Origin of the sequence: Mesorhizobium sp. WSM3224 (assembly GCF_000427725.1) — a bacterium.
Classification (GTDB): domain Bacteria; phylum Pseudomonadota; class Alphaproteobacteria; order Rhizobiales; family Rhizobiaceae; genus Mesorhizobium.
Map to the genome: position 1 here is coordinate 62,664 of NZ_ATYO01000027.1, position 18,857 is coordinate 81,520.

At 63.5% G+C, this 18,857-nt stretch carries 16 protein-coding genes and 1 riboswitch; of the genes, 10 read left to right on the forward strand and 6 right to left on the reverse strand.

Annotation, left to right across the window (positions count from 1 at the left end):
- Positions 1 to 39: 39 nt before the first annotated feature.
- Complete coding sequence (gene ppk2, locus YU3_RS0127915) at positions 40 to 945, reverse strand: polyphosphate kinase 2 (RefSeq protein ID WP_027169313.1); 906 nt, start codon at positions 943 to 945, stop codon at positions 40 to 42.
- Between the two features lie 202 nt (positions 946 to 1,147).
- Here ppk2 and YU3_RS0127920 point away from each other — a divergent pair, with 202 nt between their 5' ends.
- The 3 genes from YU3_RS0127920 to YU3_RS0127930 all read left to right on the forward strand — a co-directional run bounded on the left by YU3_RS0127920 (position 1,148) and on the right by YU3_RS0127930 (position 4,341).
- Positions 1,148 to 2,413, forward strand: coding sequence for an ATP-binding protein (locus YU3_RS0127920; protein ID WP_027169314.1), 1,266 nt, complete (start codon positions 1,148 to 1,150; stop codon positions 2,411 to 2,413).
- Positions 2,414 to 2,521: 108 nt separating this feature from the next.
- Entirely contained in the window at positions 2,522 to 3,244 is a 723-nt protein-coding gene (gene phoU / locus YU3_RS0127925; protein WP_027169315.1) for a phosphate signaling complex protein PhoU, read from the forward strand.
- An 86-nt stretch (positions 3,245 to 3,330) separates the two neighbouring features.
- A complete protein-coding gene (locus YU3_RS0127930; RefSeq protein WP_027169316.1) occupies positions 3,331 to 4,341 on the forward strand; it encodes a magnesium and cobalt transport protein CorA in 1,011 nt (336 codons plus the stop codon).
- Between the two features lie 72 nt (positions 4,342 to 4,413).
- Here YU3_RS0127930 and YU3_RS0127935 read toward each other — a convergent pair whose 3' ends face one another.
- A complete protein-coding gene (locus tag YU3_RS0127935) occupies positions 4,414 to 4,932 on the reverse strand; it encodes a GcrA family cell cycle regulator (RefSeq protein WP_027169317.1) in 519 nt (172 codons plus the stop codon).
- A gap of 357 nt (positions 4,933 to 5,289) precedes the next feature.
- Between YU3_RS0127935 and YU3_RS0127945 the strand changes: the two genes are divergently transcribed.
- From YU3_RS0127945 to YU3_RS0127955, 3 genes are all read left to right on the forward strand, one after another.
- The gene (locus YU3_RS0127945; protein ID WP_027169318.1) at positions 5,290 to 6,489 is read left to right on the forward strand and encodes an aspartate aminotransferase family protein; all 1,200 of its coding nucleotides are present in this window, start codon (positions 5,290 to 5,292) and stop codon (positions 6,487 to 6,489) included.
- Positions 6,490 to 6,506: 17 nt separating this feature from the next.
- Entirely contained in the window at positions 6,507 to 7,418 is a 912-nt protein-coding gene (gene argF, locus YU3_RS0127950; protein WP_027169319.1) for an ornithine carbamoyltransferase, read from the forward strand.
- Positions 7,419 to 7,554: 136 nt separating this feature from the next.
- The gene (locus YU3_RS0127955) at positions 7,555 to 8,562 is read left to right on the forward strand and encodes an Hsp33 family molecular chaperone (RefSeq protein WP_027169320.1); all 1,008 of its coding nucleotides are present in this window, start codon (positions 7,555 to 7,557) and stop codon (positions 8,560 to 8,562) included.
- 200 nt (positions 8,563 to 8,762) lie between these two features.
- Here YU3_RS0127955 and apaG read toward each other — a convergent pair whose 3' ends face one another.
- On the reverse strand, positions 8,763 to 9,155 hold the full coding sequence (gene apaG / locus YU3_RS0127960; protein ID WP_027169321.1) for a Co2+/Mg2+ efflux protein ApaG: 393 nt from the start codon (positions 9,153 to 9,155) through the stop codon (positions 8,763 to 8,765).
- 320 nt (positions 9,156 to 9,475) lie between these two features.
- Here apaG and YU3_RS0127965 point away from each other — a divergent pair, with 320 nt between their 5' ends.
- Positions 9,476 to 10,621 carry a ceramide glucosyltransferase gene (locus tag YU3_RS0127965; RefSeq protein WP_027169322.1) on the forward strand — a complete coding sequence of 382 codons (1,146 nt, stop codon included), beginning with the start codon at positions 9,476 to 9,478 and terminating at the stop codon, positions 10,619 to 10,621.
- Positions 10,622 to 10,658: 37 nt separating this feature from the next.
- Here YU3_RS0127965 and YU3_RS0127970 read toward each other — a convergent pair whose 3' ends face one another.
- On the reverse strand, positions 10,659 to 11,849 hold the full coding sequence (locus YU3_RS0127970) for an O-succinylhomoserine sulfhydrylase (protein WP_027169323.1): 1,191 nt from the start codon (positions 11,847 to 11,849) through the stop codon (positions 10,659 to 10,661).
- 57 nt (positions 11,850 to 11,906) lie between these two features.
- Positions 11,907 to 11,984, reverse strand: a riboswitch (SAM riboswitch).
- 137 nt (positions 11,985 to 12,121) lie between these two features.
- On the opposite strand from YU3_RS0127970, the gene YU3_RS0127975 reads away from it, so the two are divergent.
- Positions 12,122 to 13,216 (forward strand): 2'-deoxycytidine 5'-triphosphate deaminase, encoded by a 1,095-nt coding sequence (locus YU3_RS0127975; RefSeq protein WP_027169324.1) that lies wholly within the window; start codon positions 12,122 to 12,124, stop codon positions 13,214 to 13,216.
- A 46-nt stretch (positions 13,217 to 13,262) separates the two neighbouring features.
- Here YU3_RS0127975 and rhaI read toward each other — a convergent pair whose 3' ends face one another.
- Complete coding sequence (gene rhaI, locus YU3_RS0127980; RefSeq protein WP_027169325.1) at positions 13,263 to 14,555, reverse strand: L-rhamnose catabolism isomerase; 1,293 nt, start codon at positions 14,553 to 14,555, stop codon at positions 13,263 to 13,265.
- Positions 14,556 to 14,651: 96 nt separating this feature from the next.
- Positions 14,652 to 16,754 carry a bifunctional rhamnulose-1-phosphate aldolase/short-chain dehydrogenase gene (locus YU3_RS0127985; protein ID WP_027169326.1) on the reverse strand — a complete coding sequence of 701 codons (2,103 nt, stop codon included), beginning with the start codon at positions 16,752 to 16,754 and terminating at the stop codon, positions 14,652 to 14,654.
- A 189-nt stretch (positions 16,755 to 16,943) separates the two neighbouring features.
- On the opposite strand from YU3_RS0127985, the gene YU3_RS0127990 reads away from it, so the two are divergent.
- Together YU3_RS0127990 and rhaS are read left to right on the forward strand one after the other, a co-directional pair.
- Positions 16,944 to 17,753: a DeoR/GlpR family DNA-binding transcription regulator gene (locus tag YU3_RS0127990; protein WP_027169327.1), complete on the forward strand. Its 810-nt coding sequence runs from the start codon at positions 16,944 to 16,946 to the stop codon at positions 17,751 to 17,753.
- Positions 17,754 to 17,809: 56 nt separating this feature from the next.
- Positions 17,810 to 18,805, forward strand: a complete 996-nt coding sequence (gene rhaS, locus YU3_RS0127995; RefSeq protein ID WP_027169328.1) for a rhamnose ABC transporter substrate-binding protein — start codon at positions 17,810 to 17,812, stop codon at positions 18,803 to 18,805.
- Positions 18,806 to 18,857 lie beyond the last annotated feature (52 nt).

Here is an 18,857-nt window from a genome sequence, read left to right on the forward strand (position 1 = left end):
GCCGCGCGGGCCGAAACGCGCGGCGCTGCAATCCGCGCTCTAGTCCTTCAGGAACTCCGGCCCTTCGCCGATGATCTTCTTGTCGGCCTTGCCGACGGCATCTAGATCGCGGCCGTCATAGGGCAGCGACAGAAGGATACGCTGGATCACCGCAAGCCGGGCGCGACGCTTGTCGTTGGCGCGCACGACGATCCAGGGCGAGAACTCCTTGTGCGTGCGCTCGATCATGTGGTCGCGTGCCTTGGTGTAGTCGTCCCATTTGCCGACGCCGGCGATATCGATCGGCGAGAACTTCCAGTTCTTCAGCGGCGACCAACGGCGGTCATGGAACCGTTCGAGCTGCGTCTCGCGGCCGATGTTCAGCCAGAATTTGAAGAAGTGAATCCCCTCGTTGCAGATCATGCGCTCGAAATGCGGCGTCTCGTCGAGGAATTTCTCGTGCTGTTCCGGCGTGCAGAAACCCATGACCGGCTCGACACCGGCGCGGTTGTACCAGGAGCGGTCGAAGGTGACGAACTCGCCCGAGGTTGGGAAATGATCTACATAGCGCTGGTAATACCACTGCCCTGTCTCGGTCGGCGTCGGCTTGGTCAGCGCCACGTTGCGCGCCGTGCGCGGGTTCATGTACTGCCGCAGCACGAAGATCGTGCCGCCCTTGCCGGCCGCGTCACGCCCCTCGAACAGCGCCATCACCCGCTTGCCGCTCGCCTGCAGCCAGGCCTGCGCCTTGACCAGTTCGATCTGCAGCCGCTCGAGCTCCTTTTCGTAGTCCTCGCTTTTCATCTTCTTGTCGTACGGATAGCCGCCGGCGGTCAGCTTGTTGTCTTCGATCCAGTCCGGAAGCACCGGATTGTCGATGTCGAACTCACGCTCCTTGCCGCCGATCCTGATCTTGATCGGTGCCGTGGCCGGCAATGCTTCAGCCGTTTCCTTGGCTTTTTTCATCCAGACGAACCTTTCCAGTTTGCGGACTCATGCTATGGAGCCTGTGCAGCGTAGCGCGCCCATCCGGGCGCAAAGACGCCGTAGCATTTTGATTTTGCGCATGAACCTTCGCGAAAATCGATCCTGATTTTCAGGGCCTCATGCGCCAGGCCAGTCCAGCCGGTCGCTGACTGGTCGACGGGATGCGGGGTAGCGCGGGCCTATGGCAGAGACGGGCGCGGGGCAAGAAAGCAAGGGGCAGGCCCTGGCGGCGCGGCTTTGGCGCAATCGCTGGCTACTTGCCGCTGGCGTTGTCGCGGTCGTTGCCGTCTATTATTTCGCCGGCGCCTCCGCCTATGTGCCGCTGCTGGCCCTGGCCGCATTGGCGATCGCGGCAATGCTGCCTGCCGATGCCGAGCGCCGGTCAGCCGATACGGCTGCCGCGATCGAGGCCAGCGGGCTGCAAAGGCTTTCCGGCGAGTATCTGGCGGCCGCTGTCGCCGATCCGCTGATCATCTTCGACCATTCCGCCACTATGGTTCACGCCAACGCCGCCGCCTTCGCCGCCTTCGGCGGGCTGGCGCCGGGCATGTCTTTGGCGTTGAAGTTCCGCGCGCCGGAAATGCAGTCGCTGCTCGACAGCATCCTGTCGGGGCGGGTCGCCGCCGATGCGGTCGACTACACCGAGAAGCTGCCGGTGGAGCGGACATACCGGGTCAGCGCGTCCACGGTCGGCCATGCCACCGGCCTCTATGTGCTGGTGTTCAAGGATCAGAGCGAGACGCGCCGCATCGATCGCATGCGGGCCGACTTCATTGCCAATGCCAGCCACGAGCTGCGTACGCCGCTCGCCTCGATCGCCGGCTTTATCGAGACGCTGCGCGGGCCGGCGCGCAATGACCCGGCGGCCCGCGACCAGTTCCTGCAGATCATGCAGAACCAGACCGGCCGCATGGCCCGCCTGATCGACGACCTGCTGTCGCTGTCGCGACTGGAGATGAAACCCTATCTGAGTCCGGGCACGGAGGTCGATCTTCGCCAGACGATCGACAGCGTCATCGATTCGCTCGGGCCGCTGGCCAGAGAGAACGGCGTCGTCATCGAACGGGAGTTCGCCAATGGGCGGCTTGTCGTTCCCGGCGACCGCGACGAACTGTTCCAGGTCTTCGAGAACCTCCTGGAGAACGCCTGCAAATACGGTCAGTCGGGCGGGCACGTCACCGTATCGATTGCCGGCGCAGAGGACGCTCAGCAGCCGGGCTTCGACGTCACGATCAGGGACTACGGCCCGGGCATCGCCGAGGAACATATCCCGCGCATCACCGAACGCTTCTACCGCGTCGACGTCGAAAACAGCCGCACCCAGAAAGGCACCGGGCTTGGCCTTTCGATCGTCAAGCATATATTGACCCGTCATAACGCAAGATTGTCGATCAAGTCGGAAGTCGGTAAGGGCGCGGCGTTCACGGTTCATTTGCCGGCTCGCTGATCGTGTACCGGTTGCCAACCGGGATTTTCTTCTTTCTGTCACGCGGTTCGCGTATCAGCGACAGATCGAGGGAACGCACCAGCCGGCACAAACCGGGAAGGCATGTCCATGCAGTCCGTCCATATCGTCAGTGCCTATGATGAAGAGCTGAAATTCCTGACGAAGCGCATCGCGGTGATGGGTGGCCATGCCGAGCGCATGGTCGAGCAGGCGGTCGCGGCCCTGGTGAACGCCGACCATGGCCTCGCCCAGAAGGTCATCCAGGACGATCTCGTCCTCGACGAGGGACAGCGCGAGATCGACGACAAGGCCATCATCATCATCGCCAGGCGCCAGCCGATGGCGACGGATCTTCGCGAGATCGTCGGCGCCATCCGCATCTCGGCCGATATCGAGCGTGTCGGCGACCTCGGCAAGAACGTCGCCAAGCGCGTGGCCTCTGTCGGCGGCCGCCAGCCGAACAGCCTTTTCCGCGGTCTGGAGGCCCTTGCCGACCTGGCGCTGACGCAGCTCAAGGAAGTGCTTGACGTCTATGCCTCGCGCTCGGTCGAGAGGATCGGCTTCGTGCGCGACCGGGACGACCAGATCGACGCCATGTACACCTCGCTGTTCCGCGAGCTTTTGACCTACATGATGGAAGATCCGCGCAACATTACGCCTTGCACGCATCTTCTGTTCTGCGCCAAGAACATCGAGCGCATCGGCGACCATGCGACCAACATCGCCGAGACTATCTACTACATCGTCACCGGCGACCAGATGCCCGCTGACCGGCCGAAGGGCGACAAGACCGACAAGGTCGTTCTCCCGGGCATCGTATCGGCTAAGTGAATTCAGGCCACTCGAACGGTTTTCTGATTTAGGCTAAGCTCTTCCAGGCACGGCGATTTGTCAGTCGCAGTCTCGGGAGGTTTGCGATGGAACAAGTTCGAAACCTGACCCCGGCCCCACAGCCAGTGTCGGGCATCATAGCGTCCAGCGTCTATTCGGGAGGCAAGCGCGTCGCCGACATCGAGGTCGAACAGGCCGGCGAATGGGCGGCAAGACCCGGCCATGTCGTCTGGATCGGCCTGCTCGAGCCCGATCGCAACCTTCTGCTCAGGGTGCAGGCGCAATTCCACCTGCATGACCTGGCGATCGAGGATGCCGAGCATCCGCATGCGCGCCCGAAGATCGAGCAATATGGCGACGCCCTGTTCATCGTCGCCCGCACTGCGCAATTGATCGACGGCCGCGTCACTTTCGGCGAAACGCATCTGTTCGTCGGCACCGGCTACATTGTCAGCGTCCGGCACGGCCCGTCGACCTCCTACGCCGCCGTGCGCCAGCATTGGGAAAGCTGCCCGCATTCGCTCGCCAAAGGCGAGGACTTTGTTCTTTACGCCATCCTCGATTTCATCGTCGACAACTACATGCCGGTGCTGGAGCAGATCGAGGACGAGGTCGAGGCGATCGAGGACAAGGTGCTTCTAAAGCCGATGACCGGTTCCGATATCGAGCGGCTTTACATGTTGCGCCGGGATCTGTTGCGGCTGCGCAATGCGGCCTTGCCGCTGGTAGAGGTCTGCCGTCGGCTGACCAGCGCCGATCTGCCGCAGATCCATGCCGCCATGCATCCGCTGTTTCGCGACGTGACCGACCACATCCGCACGGTACAGGAAAAGATCGACAGTCTACGCGAGGTTCTGGCCTTCGCTTTCGAAGCCAGCCTTCTTGTCGGGCAGAGCCAGGAAACCGCGATCTCCAAGAAGCTCGCCTCATGGGCCGCCATTCTGGCGGTGCCCACGGCCTTCGCCGGCATCTACGGCATGAACTTCTCCGACATGCCGGAACTGAAGATGGAATATGGCTATCCCGCCGTGCTGGTGGCGATCGCGCTGATCTGCACGTTCCTGTACTGGCGGTTCAAGAAGAACGGGTGGCTGTAAGAGAGTCGGTGGAAATTAGTGAGTAGTGAAACAGCGCTCTGTGCGCCCATTTTCCTACTCACTACTCACTCCTTAGCGGCTCCTGCGCCGATCCCCCGCCGGCTGGAACGCCACGCGGGAGTGGTATTTGCAGTACGGTCCCGTTTCGCCGGCGTCGTTGCCGCAGAAGTTGAAATCTTCCGACAGCGGATCGCCGTTCGGCCATTTGCATGTGCGCTCGGTCAGTTCGACGAGCTGCAGTCTGCGCGAGATCGGCACGACGACGTTCTCGACCGGGCGGATGTAGTGCCGCGCCACCGGTTCGGCGTCGAACTGTATCTGCAGCGCCGTAGCACCGACGGAGGACGTCACATGGCGAGAAGCGCTTGCGGCGCGGGATACCGATTTCTGCATCGAGGCGCCCTGCACCGTCTTTTTCTGCCGTGCCGGCGCGGCCGTCGCGCGGCCGCGGCCCGACAATTTCAGGCGATGCACCTTGCCGATGACGGCGTTGCGGCTCACTCCGCCAAGCTGCGCGGCGATCTGGCTCGCGCTCAGACCCTCCGACCACAGTTTCCTGAGAAGTTCTACCCGCTCGTCAGTCCAGTTCATGGGGCCGCGCTCCTGTGAGCCGTGCGGTAGTCAGAATCCGTTCCCGACCCGGCTCTCGCCGGGCAAACAACACCACATATACCGGGTGATCTAGGTCCGCCGCACGAAATCTAGTTATTTCTCGACTACAAATACCTTATGCGCTGACTCGGTGACAAGAGTCCCCAGGGCAACACGATTCGGTTTTTTAGGTTTTCCCCAACTTGCCGAGTCTATTCATGACCCGGCGTGGCGTCAGGGGCTTGCCACGCGCTTCTGCGTGACGTTTTCGTTGACTTCATGGCCGAAAAACATCATAAGCCGCAAAGGCCGCCGCATTGGCGGCTTTTTTGATTTCCGGTTCCGGAGACGCATATAATGAGCGGTTCGGCGCTTTACGAGACCTTTGCTCGCGCTCCCCTGGCTTTCGACCGCGGGGAGGGGACCTGGCTGGTCACCGACAAGGGCGAGCGATATCTCGACTTCGCGGGCGGCATCGCGGTGAATTCGCTGGGCCACAGCCATCCGCATCTGGTCGCGGCGCTCACCGAGCAGGCCGCCAAGCTTTGGCACGTCTCCAATCTCTATGAGATCCCTGAACAGCGCCGGCTGGGCGAGCGGCTGGCCGACGCCACCTTTGCCGACAAGGTATTCTTCACCAATTCGGGCGCCGAGGCGCTGGAATGCGCGATCAAGACGGCGCGTCGCTATCAGTTCGTCAAGGACCATCCCGAGCGCTTCCGCATCATCACATTCGAGGGCGCCTTCCACGGCCGCACGCTGGCGACGATCGCCGCCGGCGGCCAGTATAAATATCTCGAAGGCTTCGGCCCGAAGGTCGAGGGCTTCGACCAGGTGGCTTTTGACGACATCGACGCCGCCGAAAAGGCGATCACGCCGGAGACCGCGGCGATCCTGATCGAGCCGGTGCAGGGCGAGGGCGGCATACGTCCGGTGCCGACGCACTCGCTGAAGCGGCTGCGCCAGCTCTGCGACAAGCACGGCTTGCTTTTGATCTTCGACGAGGTCCAGTGCGGCATCGGCCGCACCGGCAAGCTGTTCGCGCATGAATGGACAGGCGTCACGCCCGATCTGATGGCGATCGCCAAGGGCATTGGCGGCGGCTTTCCGATGGGTGCCTGCCTTGCCACCGACGATGCGGCGACCGGCATGACGGCCGGGGTGCACGGCACCACCTTTGGCGGCAATCCGCTGGCTATGGCGGTCGGCAACGCCGTGCTCGACGTGGTGCTCGCCGACGGCTTCCTCGAGGACGTGCAGCGCAAGGCGCTCCTTTTGAAGCAGGGTCTGGCCGGGGTTGCCGACGAATTTCCCGATGTCATCGAAGGCATCAGGGGAACCGGCCTGATGCTCGGCCTGAAATGCGCCATGCCCAACACCAAGGTAAACATGGCGCTGCGCGACCAGCACCTGCTTGCCGTGCCGGCGGGCGACAACGTCATCCGTCTCCTGCCGCCGCTCACTGTCAGCGACGAGGAGATCGGCGAGGCGCTGGAGCGCATCCGCGGCGGCGCCAAGGGCCTGACCGACGCGATAGCGGCCGAAGCCGCGAAATAATTCTGGAACCCCTGCCGATGAGTGTTCGCCACTTCACCGATCTATCCGCCGTTTCCGCAGGCGACCTGCGCGTCATGCTCGACGATGCGGTGGCGCGAAAGACCAGGCTCAAGGCCGGTGAGCGTTCAAAGCCGCTCGATGGCAAGGTGCTGGCGATGATCTTCGACAAGCCGTCGACACGCACGCGCGTGTCCTTCGACGTCGGCATGCGCCAGCTCGGCGGCGAGACCATCATGCTGACTGGCACCGAGATGCAGCTCGGCCGCTCGGAAACCATCGCCGACACGGCTAAAGTGCTGTCGCGTTATGTCGACGCCATCATGATCCGCACCACATCGCATGACCGGCTGCTGGAACTCACCGAGAACGCCACCGTTCCGGTCATCAACGGGCTGACCGACGACACGCATCCCTGCCAGCTCATGGCCGACATCATGACCTTTGAGGAGCATCGCGGTCCGGTGGCGGGCAAGACCTTCGCCTGGACCGGCGATGGCAACAATGTGCTGCATTCGCTGCTGGAAGCCTCGGCGCGGTTCCGTTTCAACCTCAATGTCGCGGTGCCGGAAGGCAGCGAGCCTTTCGTGAAATATGTCGACTGGTCGAAGGCCAACGGCGGCAAGGTTCGCTTTTCCAGGTCCGCCGAAGACGCTGTCGACCAGGCCGATTGCGTCGTCACCGACAGTTGGGTCTCGATGGGCCAGGAGCACCGCGCCCGCGGCCACAACGTCTTCCTGCCCTATCAGGTCAATGCCGCGCTCATGGCCAAGGCCAAGCCCGATGCATTGTTCATGCACTGCCTGCCGGCGCATCGCGGCGAAGAAGTCACCGACGAGGTGATCGACGGGCCGCATTCGGTGGTCTTCGACGAGGCCGAAAACCGGCTGCATGCCCAGAAGGCGGTGCTGGCCTGGTGCCTGGGCGCTTGATTCGACGCGACAGGCAGGGGAAATGTCGACTTGATCCGGGGATATGTGATGCCTATTTGCGGGCCATCACGTAAATTGAACGCGCTTCGACGCATGCGGCTCATCGGGTTGCACGGTTGCGCCCCGGAGTATTGTCATGTTGGAAACCCAGACCTTGGCTGAACATAAACCCCAACTCGGCGAATTCGGCTTCGCCGGCGACGATCATGTCGTGCCTTACGAGGTCGCGCCGCTCGATGTGCGCGGCCGCACCGTGCAGCTCGGGCCGATGCTCGACGCTATCTTGAACCGCCACAATTATCCGGAGCCGGTCGCCCGCCTCCTGGCGGAAGCCTGCGTGCTCACCGTCCTGCTCGGCACCTCGCTGAAATTCGAAGGCAAGTTCATCCTGCAGACCCGCACCGACGGCCCGGTCGACATGCTGGTGGCTGATTTCACCACACCGCATGCGCTGCGCGCCTATGCGCGCTTCGATGCCGACCGGCTGCAGGCGCTGATCGCCGCCGGCGAGACTTCGCAGCAGACGCTGCTCGGCAACGGCGTGCTGGCTTTAACCATCGACCAGGGCGCGCATACGCAGCGCTATCAGGGCATCGTCCAGCTCGACGGCAACTCGCTGGAGGATGCCGCGCGCACCTATTTCCGGCAGTCGGAGCAAATCCCGACCGACATCAAGATGTCGGTCGCCAAGCTGGTCACGCCCGGCCCGGCCGGTGCCCGCGAGCAGTGGCGCGCCGGCGGCATCCTGGCGCAGTTCCTGCCGCAGGCGCCGGAGCGCATGCGCATTCCCGATATTTCAGGCGGCGACGGCGACCATCGCGAGGTGACGGAGCACCCCTCCGACAATTCCTGGCAGGAATTGCTGGCGCTGCTCGGCACGATCGAGCCGACCGAGCTGATCGACCCGACGGTCGGCGCCGAGCGGCTGCTTTACCGGCTGTTCCACGAGCACGGCGTGCGGGTTTTCCGCGGCGTGCCGGTCGCCGACCAGTGTTCCTGCTCGCGCGACAAGATCCGCGGCATCCTCGAAGGCTTTTCGGCTGAGGAGATCAAGGACTCGACCGAGGACGGCGGCATTCATGTCGCCTGTGAGTTCTGCTCGACGCAGTACGCCTTCGATCCCGCGGAATTCGCGGCGAAGTAAGGCTTCTTCTTCCTTCTCCCCGTTCACGGGGAGAAGGTGCCGAAGGGCGGATGAGGGGGCGGCGCGAACGCATGTAGAGGTTGCGCCGGCACCCCAACGCTGTCGTCTGCCTCAAGGAAAATCTCAGAAGCTTGGCGCTGCCCCTCATTGCCCTGCCTCTTTCTCCCCGTAAACGGGGAGAAAGAGGCTGTCGCCGACGTCTAATTCACGGTCCGCCTTGTCCCCGGCATGTCGAGCGAGAAGGCGGGAATGGCGATATCGAACGTCTCGCCGCGGCCGTTGCGCATCGTGTAATGGCCGACCATGATGCCCGACGGTGTCGAGAGCGGGCAACCTGAGGTGTATTGATAGCTGTCGCCGGGGTTGAGTTCCGGCTGGTCGCCGACGACGCCGGCGCCGCGCACCTCCTCGACACGGCCTCGACCGTCGGTGATATGCCAGTAGCGCGACACAAGCTGCACGAATTCGTCGGAACGGTTGTCGATCGTTATCTGATAGCCCCAGACATAGCGGTTCTCGGACGGATCGGAGCGGTCCTCCAGATAGAAGGGCCTGACCAGCACTTCGATGTTGCGCGTCACGGCGCGATACATGGACTACTCCGGTTGCCGCCGCGGGACATTCGTCACGCTCACTCTTAAAGTAGGCGAAGCGCCGGCCATCCCGCCAGCTTTAAGCGCAAGTGCCGAAAAACAATGTCATTTAAGTGACACACGACAATGTTGGTGTGCACGAACCGTGCCGGGCGACTCGGGCGCTCTGTCGACTGATGAAACGGCCGCATGCGGCCTAGAGCAATTCCAGGAAAAGTGTGAGCGGTTTTCCGGCCGGAATTGCGTGAAAACAAAGAGATAGAGCGGTTCGCCGTTTCCCTGAAACGGTGAAACGTCCTATCGGGAGTGACCAGATCTCGATGGAACTGACTATCGCAGCCGCGCTCGCCTCGTCAGCCCTTCTCCTCTCCAATCTCACCAGCATCGTGCTCGCCGCGTCGCGGCTGAAACGGCGGCGCGCAATCGCGCCGCCCGACGGCGCGCAGCCGCCGGTCTCGATCGTCGTGCCGTCGCGCGGCGTCGAGCCGTTCACGCAAGAGACCTTGCGGAGAGCCTTTTCGCTCGACTGGCCGCACTATGAGCTGATCTTCTGTGTTGCCCACGCCGAAGACCCGGTGGTCAGGCTCATCGATGCGGCGATCGCTCGCCACGCGACGGTTTCGGCGCGGCTTCTGATCGGCGAGGATCGCATCAGCGCCAACCCCAAGCTCAACAATTGCGTCAAGGGCTGGCAGGCGGCGCGGCACGATTGGGTGGTCCTCGCCGATTCCAACGTGCTGATGCCGAAAGATTACGTGCAGCATCTGATGGTGGCGTGGCGGCCCGACACCGGGCTTGTCTGCTCGACGCCGATAGGCTCGCGGCCGGACGGTTTCTCGGCCGAAGTCGAATGCGCCTTCCTCAACACCTTGCAGGCGCGCTGGCAGTATGCCGGCGAGGCGCTTGGCCTCGGCTTTGCCCAGGGCAAGAGCATGCTGTGGAACAAGCCGATGCTGGACGCCAATGGCGGCATCCACGCTTTAGCCGCCGAGATCGCCGAGGACGCGGCCGCCACCAAGCTGGTCAACGGGCTCGACCTCAAGGTCAATCTGGTCGCCTCGCCCTTCGAGCAGCCGCTCGGCCAGCGTTCGCTCGCCGAGATATGGTCGCGCCAGACGCGCTGGGCACGGCTGCGGCGGGTCACCTTCCCGTTGTTCTTCGCGCCCGAGATGCTGACGGGCGTGGCGATGCCCCTGTTGCTGGCGCTGATCGCCGCGGCAAGCGCCGGCTTCAGCCTGCCGATAACGGCGCTTTGCGTCATGGTGATCGCCTACCTGCCGGAATGCCTGCTCGCCTGGTCCAAGGGCTGGTATCTGTCGCCGCGCAGCATCACAGCGATGATCGTGCGCGACGCTTTGCTCCCCGTCATCTGGGCGCGCGCCTGGTTCGGCGGCGCCGTCGAATGGCGCGGCAATGCCATGACCATCCGCACCAAGGCGATGACCGAACTGGAAGAGGGCGCCTGAGCCGGCTCGCGCGTTCTCTTGCTCGGCTTGCCGCCCCCTATTTCGCCGCCTTCAGCGCCTGTTCGATGTCCTCCAGCAGGTCGTCGGTGTCCTCCAGCCCCACCGAAAGCCTGAGCGTGCCAGGCCCGATGCCGAGCTCGGCACGGGCCTCGTCGCTCAGGTTCTTGTGCGTCGTCGTCGCCGGATGGGTAATCAGGCTCTTGGCGTCGCCGAGATTGTTGGAGATCAGCACGATGCCGAGCGCGTTCTGCAAGGCGAAGGCCGCCTGCTTGCCGCCCTTGACGTCGAGGCAGATCAGCGTCGAGCCGCCCGACATCTGCTTCCTGACCACATCGGCCTGCGGGTGGTCGGCGCGTCCGGGATAGATGACGCGGGCGATCTCCGGCCGTTCGGCCAGGAAATCCGCGATCTTGCCGGCGCTCTCGGTCTGCTGGCGCACGCGCAGCGGCAGCGTCTCCAGGCCTTTCAGCAGCGTCCAGGCATTGAAAGGCGACAGGCTCGGGCCGGTATGGCGGAAATAGTCGTGCAGGTTCTCATCGATCCACTTCTTGTCGGACAGGACGACGCCGCCGAGGCAGCGGCCCTGGCCGTCAATATGCTTGGTCGCCGAGTAGACGACGATATGGGCGCCGAGCTGCAAGGGCTTCTGCTGCAGCGGCGTGGCAAAGACGTTGTCGACGATCAGGCGCGCGCCGATGGAGTTGGCCAAAGCGGCGACCGCGGCGATGTCGACAACTTCCAGCGTGGGGTTGGTCGGGCTTTCCAGGAAGAACAGCTTGGTGTTCGGCCTGACCGCCTTTTCCCAATTGGAAATGTCGGTGCCGTCGACCAGCGTCGCCTGAATGCCGTAGCGCGGCGCCAGCGTCTCGACCACCCAGCGGCAGGAGCCGAACAGGGCGCGCGCCGCCACGATATGGTCGCCGGCCTTGGCACTACAAAGCAGTGCCGCGGTCACCGCCGCCATTCCGGATGCAGTGGCGCGAGCATCCTCGGCGCCTTCGAGCGCGCACATGCGCTTTTCGAACATGTCGACCGTCGGGTTGGCGTAGCGCGAATAGATGAAGCCGGGCTCCTCGCCCTTGAAGCGGGCCTCGGCGGCTTGCGCCGTCTCGTAGACGTAGCCCTGGGTGAGGTACATTGCCTCGGAGGTCTCGCCGAATTGGGAACGCAGTGTTCCGCCATGCACGAGTGCCGTCTGAGGTTTCCAGTTGCGCTTCTTGGTGCTCATAGCCCTGCTTCCAGACACAAAAAAACCGGCCGCGAAAGTCGCAACCGGTCCATACGGCCTTGCGGCCCGACGGTCCTTTAGCGACTTGTTTAACGTGGCTGCAAGCCGACCGGCCAAATCACCACGGGATAACGACCCTTTAGACCCGCGCCGCGCTTGCGTCAATTGCCGGCTTCATTAAGAGGTTTGTACCAGGCAGGTTCGGCAAAAGTGTCCAGCGGTTTTGCAGCAAGAACCCGCCACAAAGAGACCGGCCTTAACGGAGCCAGCCTTTGCGGCAGACAGGCATTCTTCCGGATCAGGATATCGCGGCGCTGTTCGAGGCGAAGGCGCTGAGGTCGCCGCGCGCTCTGGATGCCGACCAGATCCAGCCGGCCAGCCTCGATCTGAGGCTCGGCGACACGGCGTTTCGCGTGCGCGCCTCCTTCCTGCCCGGACCGGATCATCTGGTCGCCGACAAGCTCGAGCGGCTGAAGCTGCACGAGATCAATCTTACCGAGAGCGCGGTGCTGGAAACGGGCTGCGTCTACATCGTGCCGCTGCTCGAAAGCCTGGCGCTGCCCTCGAACGTATCCGCCTCGGCCAATCCGAAGAGCTCGACCGGGCGCCTCGACATATTCACGCGCGTCATGACCGATCGCGGCCACGAGTTCGACAAGATCGCCGCCGGCTATCACGGACCGCTCTATCTCGAGGTCAGCCCGCGCACTTTCCCGATCGTGGTGCGCGCCGGCTCACGCCTGTCGCAGATACGTTTCCGTACGGGCAATGCGGTGCTTTCGGAAAGCGAGCTGCGTGATCTCCACCGCGCCGAGATGCTGGTCGCCACCGAGCCGCCCAACATTTCCGGCGGCGGCATCGCCTTGTCCATCGACCTCGACGGCGACAAGGACGGCCTTGTCGGCTACCGCGGCAAGCATCACACCGGCCTCGTCGACGTCGACAAGCGCGCCGCGCAGGACGTCGTCGATTTCTGGGAGCCGATCTACAAGAGCGGCGCCGGCGAACTCGTCCTCGATCCGGACGAATTCTACATACTGGTCAGCCGCGAGGCAGTGCACGTGCCGCCGCTCTACGCCGCAGAGATGACGCCGTTCGATCCGCTGGTCGGTGAGTTTCGCGTCCACTATGCCGGCTTCTTCGATCCGGGTTTCGGCCACTCCGCCGCCGGCGGCAGCGGCAGCCGCGCCGTGCTCGAAGTACGCAGCCACGAAGTGCCGTTCATCCTCGACCACGGCCAGATCGTCGGCCGCCTCGTCTACGAGCACATGCTGAAGCGCCCGCAGGCGCTTTACGGTACCGATCTCGGCTCGAACTACCAGGCGCAGGGTCTGAAGCTCTCCAAGCATTTCCGCGCCGCGCGGTGAGGTTGGAGTTGCCAAGCTCCCCTACAAGGAGGGAGATCAGCTAACCTCAGACGATGCCGCCGCCGCCTCCGGCGACCGCCGGACGCTCCGCCGCGGCCTTGGCGCGATAGCCCGCTGCCCGATAGGCGGCGACCGGATCGATGGCGCCGCCTGTCCTCAGCCGCGCCATGGCGAGGATCGGCTCGACATCGGTGCGGTAGGCCGTTTTCAGCGTCTGCGTCGCCATCAGCGCGTCGTTGGCTTCCTGGAAACCTTCCAGCGCCTTGCGGTCGACCAACAACGCCTGCGCATAGGCGCGCTGCACCTCGACCGCCGACAGCATCAGGCTCTCGATCGGATCGGTGACGTTGTGGCTCTGGTCGAGCATATGGGCGGGATTGAAGCCCTTGGCACCGGACAGCTCGGCATCGACCAGCTCGTTGAAGACGAGGAACAGCCGGTAGGGATCGATCGACCCAGCATCGAGGTCGTCGTCGCCATATTTGGAATCGTTGAAGTGGAAGCCGCCGAGCTTGCCGAACTGGATCAGCCGCGACACGATCATCTCGATGTTGACGTTGGGCGCATGGTGACCGAGGTCGACCAGACAGAAGGCCTTGTCGCCGAGTTCTTTCGCGATGATGTAGTTGGTGCCCCAGTCCTGCACGACCGTCGAATAGAAGGCCGGCTCGTACATCTTGTGCTCGGTGAACAGCCGCCAGTCGTCCGGCAGGCCGGCATAGATTTCGCGCATGGCGTCGAGATAGCGCTCGAAGGCTTTTGCGAAATTGACCTGGCCGGGGAAATTCGAGCCGTCGCCGATCCACACCGTCAGCGCCTTGGAACCGAGCGTCTTGCCGATCTCGATGCATTCGAGATTGTGCTCGACCGCCTGCCGGCGCGTGCCGGCATCGGCATGTGACAACGAGCCGAACTTGTAGGAACGTTCCTGGTCCTTGGCATCGGAGAACGTGTTGGAGTTCATGGCGTCGAAGCCGAGGCCGAAGCGCGAGGCCGCCTGCTTCAGCCGGTTCGGATCGGCTTTATCCCACGGTATGTGCAGCGAGACGGTCGGCGTCGCCTGCGTCAGCTGGCTGATGACGGCGCAATCCTCGATCTTGTCGAAGATATCGCGCGGCTCGCCGGCGCCGGGGAAGCGGGCAAAGCGCGTGCCGCCGGTGCCGACGCCCCAGGACGGGATCGCCACGCCGAATTTTTCCACTTTGCCCAGGATCGCGTCGATAGCGATGCCGCGGCGGTCGAGGCGCTCGCCAAGCGAGGCGTAGTCGCGCTCGAGGTCTGCCTTGCGCTTGGCGTTATGGCCGGCGACGACGTCGGCGGAGATGATGGTTTCGGACAAGTGCTGTTCCTCCCAAGACTACATTCGGCCGGCGCTGCCCCTCATCCGGCTGCCGGCGCCTTCTCCCCGTGAACGGGGAGAAGGAAAGCGCTCCAGTTAGCGCGTAAAACTTTGCGCGTTGCCGGCGTCGACATTGACGATGTTGCCGGTCGACTTGGCCGACATGTCGGAGGCGAAGAAGTAGATCGCTTCGGCGATGTCTTCCGGGAAGACCGAGCGCTTCAGCATCGAGCGCGAACGATAGTGCTCCTCGAGATCGTCGGTCGACATCTTGTAGGCGGCGGCGCGCTGTTCCTTCCACTCGCCGGTCCAGATCTTGGAGCCGCGCAGCACCGCGTCCGGATTGACGACATTGACCCTGATCTGCGCTTCCGCGCCCTCCAGCGCGAGGCAACGGGCAAGATGGATCTCGGCGGCCTTGGCCGTGCAGTAAGCGGACGCATTCGGCGAAGCGGCGAGCCCGTTCTTGGAGGCGACGAAGACGATGTTGCCGCCGATCTTCTGGGCGCGGAACAGCCGGAAGGCCTCGCGGGAAACCAGGAAATAGCCGGTGGACAGGATGTCCATGTTCTTGTTCCACAGCGCCAGTGTCGTCTCCTCGATCGGCGCGGAGGACGCCAGGCCGGCATTGGAGACCAGGATGTCGATGCCGCCGAATTCGACCGACGTTTCGGTGAAACCGGCAGTCACCTGGTCTTCTGACGTCACATCGATCCGCACCGGACGGACGAAGTCTTTTCCGAAGGCTTTAGATAGCTCTTCGTTGGCGGCGGCAAGCGCCGCCTCGTCGATATCGGCGAGCACCACGCAGGCGCCTTCGCGCAGCAGCCGGTCGGCGGTGGCGCGGCCGATGCCGCCGGCGCCGCCGGTGACCAGCGCGATCTGGCCGGCCAGCGCCTTCGGCTTCGGCAGGCGCTGGAGCTTGGCTTCCTCGAGCTGCCAGTATTCGATGTCGAAGGCCTCTTGCGCGGGCAGGCCGACATAGGACGAGACGGTCGAGGCGCCGCGCATGACGTTGATGGCGTTGACGTAGAATTCGCCGGAGATGCGCGCCGTCGCCTTGTCGCCGGCGAAGGTGAACATGCCGACGCCGGGCATCAGATAGACCACGGCATTGGGGTCGCGGATGGCCGGCGAGTCCGGGTGCCTGCAGCTGTCGTAGTAAGCCTGGTAGCCGACACGATAGGCGGCGATGTCATCGGCGAGCCGCGTAATGACGGCGTCGACATCCGGATTTGCCGGATCGAACTCGATGACCAGCGGCCGGATCTTGGTGCGCAGGAAATGATCCGGGCATGACGTGCCAAGCGCCGCCAGAGGCCGCAGGTCTTTCGAATTGACGAACTCCAGCACCGCCGGCTGGTCGTCGAAATGGCCGAGCTTGTGGCTCTTCTGCGAGATCAAGCCGCGGATCCTCGGCATCAGCTTCGCGGCGACGGCGCGGCGCGCCGGGGCGTCGAGCGACTTCACCACCTCGCCGCCGAAGATCGCCTTGCCTTGCGACTTGCGCTCGAACCAGTCGATCGCCTGGTTGATCACAGAGATCGTCGTCTCGTAGCACTCCTTCGGCGTGTCGCCCCAGGTGAACAAGCCATGGCTTTCCAGAACCACGCCCTTGGCCTCGGGATTATCGAGGCAGAATTTCTCCAGCCACAGGCCGAGCTCGAAGCCCGGCCGCTTCCAGGGCAGCCAGCCGATGGCATCGCCGAAGACCTCCTTGGTGATCGCCTTGGAGTCCTTCGCCGCGGCAATGGCGATGATGGCGTCGGGATGCATGTGGTCGACGCAAGCCTTCGGCACGTAGGCATGCAGCGGCGTGTCGATAGAGGCCGCTCGCGGATTGAGGTTGAAGGTGCAGTGGGGCAGATAGCCCACCATCTCGTCTTCGTGCTCGACGCCGCGATAGAGCCCCTTCAGGGCGCGCAGCTTGTCCATGTAAAGGGTAGCGAAACCGTCCAGCTTGATCGAGGCGCTGTCGCCGCCCGAGCCTTTCACCCACAGAATCTCGACGTCCTCGCCGGTCAGCGGGTCTTTCTGCCAGACCTTTGACGAGGTGTTGCCGCCGCCATAGTTGGTAACGCGCTTGTCGGAACCCAGCGTGTTCGAGCGATAGACCAGGAGCTCGGGACCGCTCATCCCTTCGGCTTTTGCGTCGTCCCACAGATTGGCGAGGCGCGAGCCGGAGCGCTTGTCGAGCATAGGTATCCTCCCTTGGAGCGCGAACGCCGCACCCCTCATTTCTCGCCGGGGAATGTCTACGCAAGCGCTCCGCTTGTCAATCAGAAACGATCAACATCGATCATATTGCACTGCACAATGAAAATATATGATCGGAAATGATTGACACTGCGCGTTTTCTAAGGCCAGATGCTCGGGCAGGGAGGAACCATGCACGAAAAAGAGCGCCACAGGATCATTCTGTCCGCCGTCCAGGAAAAGCCTGTGGTGACGGTGCAGGAGATGGTCGAGCTGACGGATTCTTCCGAAGCGACGATCCGGCGCGACATCGCGGCGCTGCATGTCCAGAAGCGCCTGCGGCGCGTGCGCGGCGGCGCCGAGGCGATCTCGCCGCCGCAGTTCATCGGCCTTGCCGGCCGGCCGTTCTCCGTCAACGAAACGCTCAACGCCGCGCAGAAGCGGGCGATCGCCCGCGAAGCGGTGAACCTGTGCACGGACGGCGAACCGATCATCATCAATGGCGGCACCACGACCTTCCAGATGGTGCATTTCCTGACCGGCCGCCGCATGCCGATCTTCACCAACTCCTTCCCGATCGCCGAGCACCTGCTCAAGCACTCGAAGAACACGGTGATGCTGTCGGGCGGCACGATCTACCGCGAGCAGAACATCATCCTGTCGCCCTTCGACAATGACGTGACGCGCAACTTCTATGCGCGGCGCATGTTCATGGGCGCGCAGGGGTTGGGGCCGCTCGGACTGATGGAGGGCGATCCGCTGCTGATCCAGGCGGAGCAGAAGCTGATCGACCAGGCCGACGAACTGGTGGTGCTGGTCGACTCCTCGAAATTCCGCATGCGTTCCAGCCTGATCCTGTGCGGGCTGTCGCGCATCGCAACCGTGATCACAGACGACGGTATCGAGGACCGCGAGGCCAAGATGCTGGAAACAGCGGGCGTAGCACTGATCGTCGCCCGCAAACAGTCAAGCGACAAGGAAGAATCTTCACTGCAGGCCTGAGGGAAAACTCGCGCCCGCAGCGGCGATGGAATGCAACGCTCAAGGGAGGATATTCGATGAGCTTTTTGAAGAAACTGCTGGTTACGGCGGCCTTTTCCGCCGCCATGTTCGTGAATGCCGCCTATGCCGAGAACGTCAAGATCGCGCTGGTCGTGAAGTCGCTCGGCAATGGCTTCTTCGACGCCGCCAACAAGGGCGCTGAGGAAGCCGCCAAGGAACTGGGCGACGTCGACGTCATCTACACCGGCCCGACCAAGGCGACCGCCGAGGCGCAGATCGAGGTGATCAACTCGCTGATCGCGCAGAAGGTCAACGCCATCGCCGTTTCGGCCAACGACGCCGACGCGCTGGTGCCGGTGCTGAAGAAGGCGATGGATCGCGGCATCACCGTCATTTCGTGGGATTCCGGCGTCGCCAAGGAAGGCCGCCAGCTCCACCTCAACCCGTCCGACACCGGCCTGATCGGCGAGACGATCATCAAGCTCGCCGCCGACTACCTGCCGGAAGGCGGCGAGGTCGCGATCCTGTCGGCCTCCTCGACCGCGACCAACCAGAACGCCTGGATCGAAGCGGCCAAGAAGGTGCTGCCGGAGAAGTTCCCGAAGATCAAGCTGGTCGCCACCGTCTATGGCGATGACGATTCGGCCAAGAGCACCGACGAAGCCAAGGGCCTGCTGAAGTCCTATCCGAACCTCAAGGCGATCATCGCGCCGACCACGGTGGGCGTCGTCGCCGCCGCGCAGGTCGTCACCGATGCGAACCTGATCGGCAAGGTCAATGTCACCGGCCTGGCGCTGCCGTCGGAGTTCAAGAAGTTCATCGACAACGGCGCCAGCCAGGCGGTCGCGTTGTGGAACCCGATCGACCTCGGCTACTCGGCGATCTACCTCGCCCATGACCTGGCGGTGAAGAAGGACGAAGCCAAGCCCGGCGCCACGCTGTCGATCGGCCGCGTCGGCAAGGTGACGCTCGACGACACCAACTCGGCTGCGATGGCTCCGCCCTTCCAGTTCGACAAGACCAACATCGAGAAGTTCTCCAAGATCTACTGATCCGGATCGACTTCAAGCCCATGCGGCGGGACAATTGTCCCGCCGCATCTTC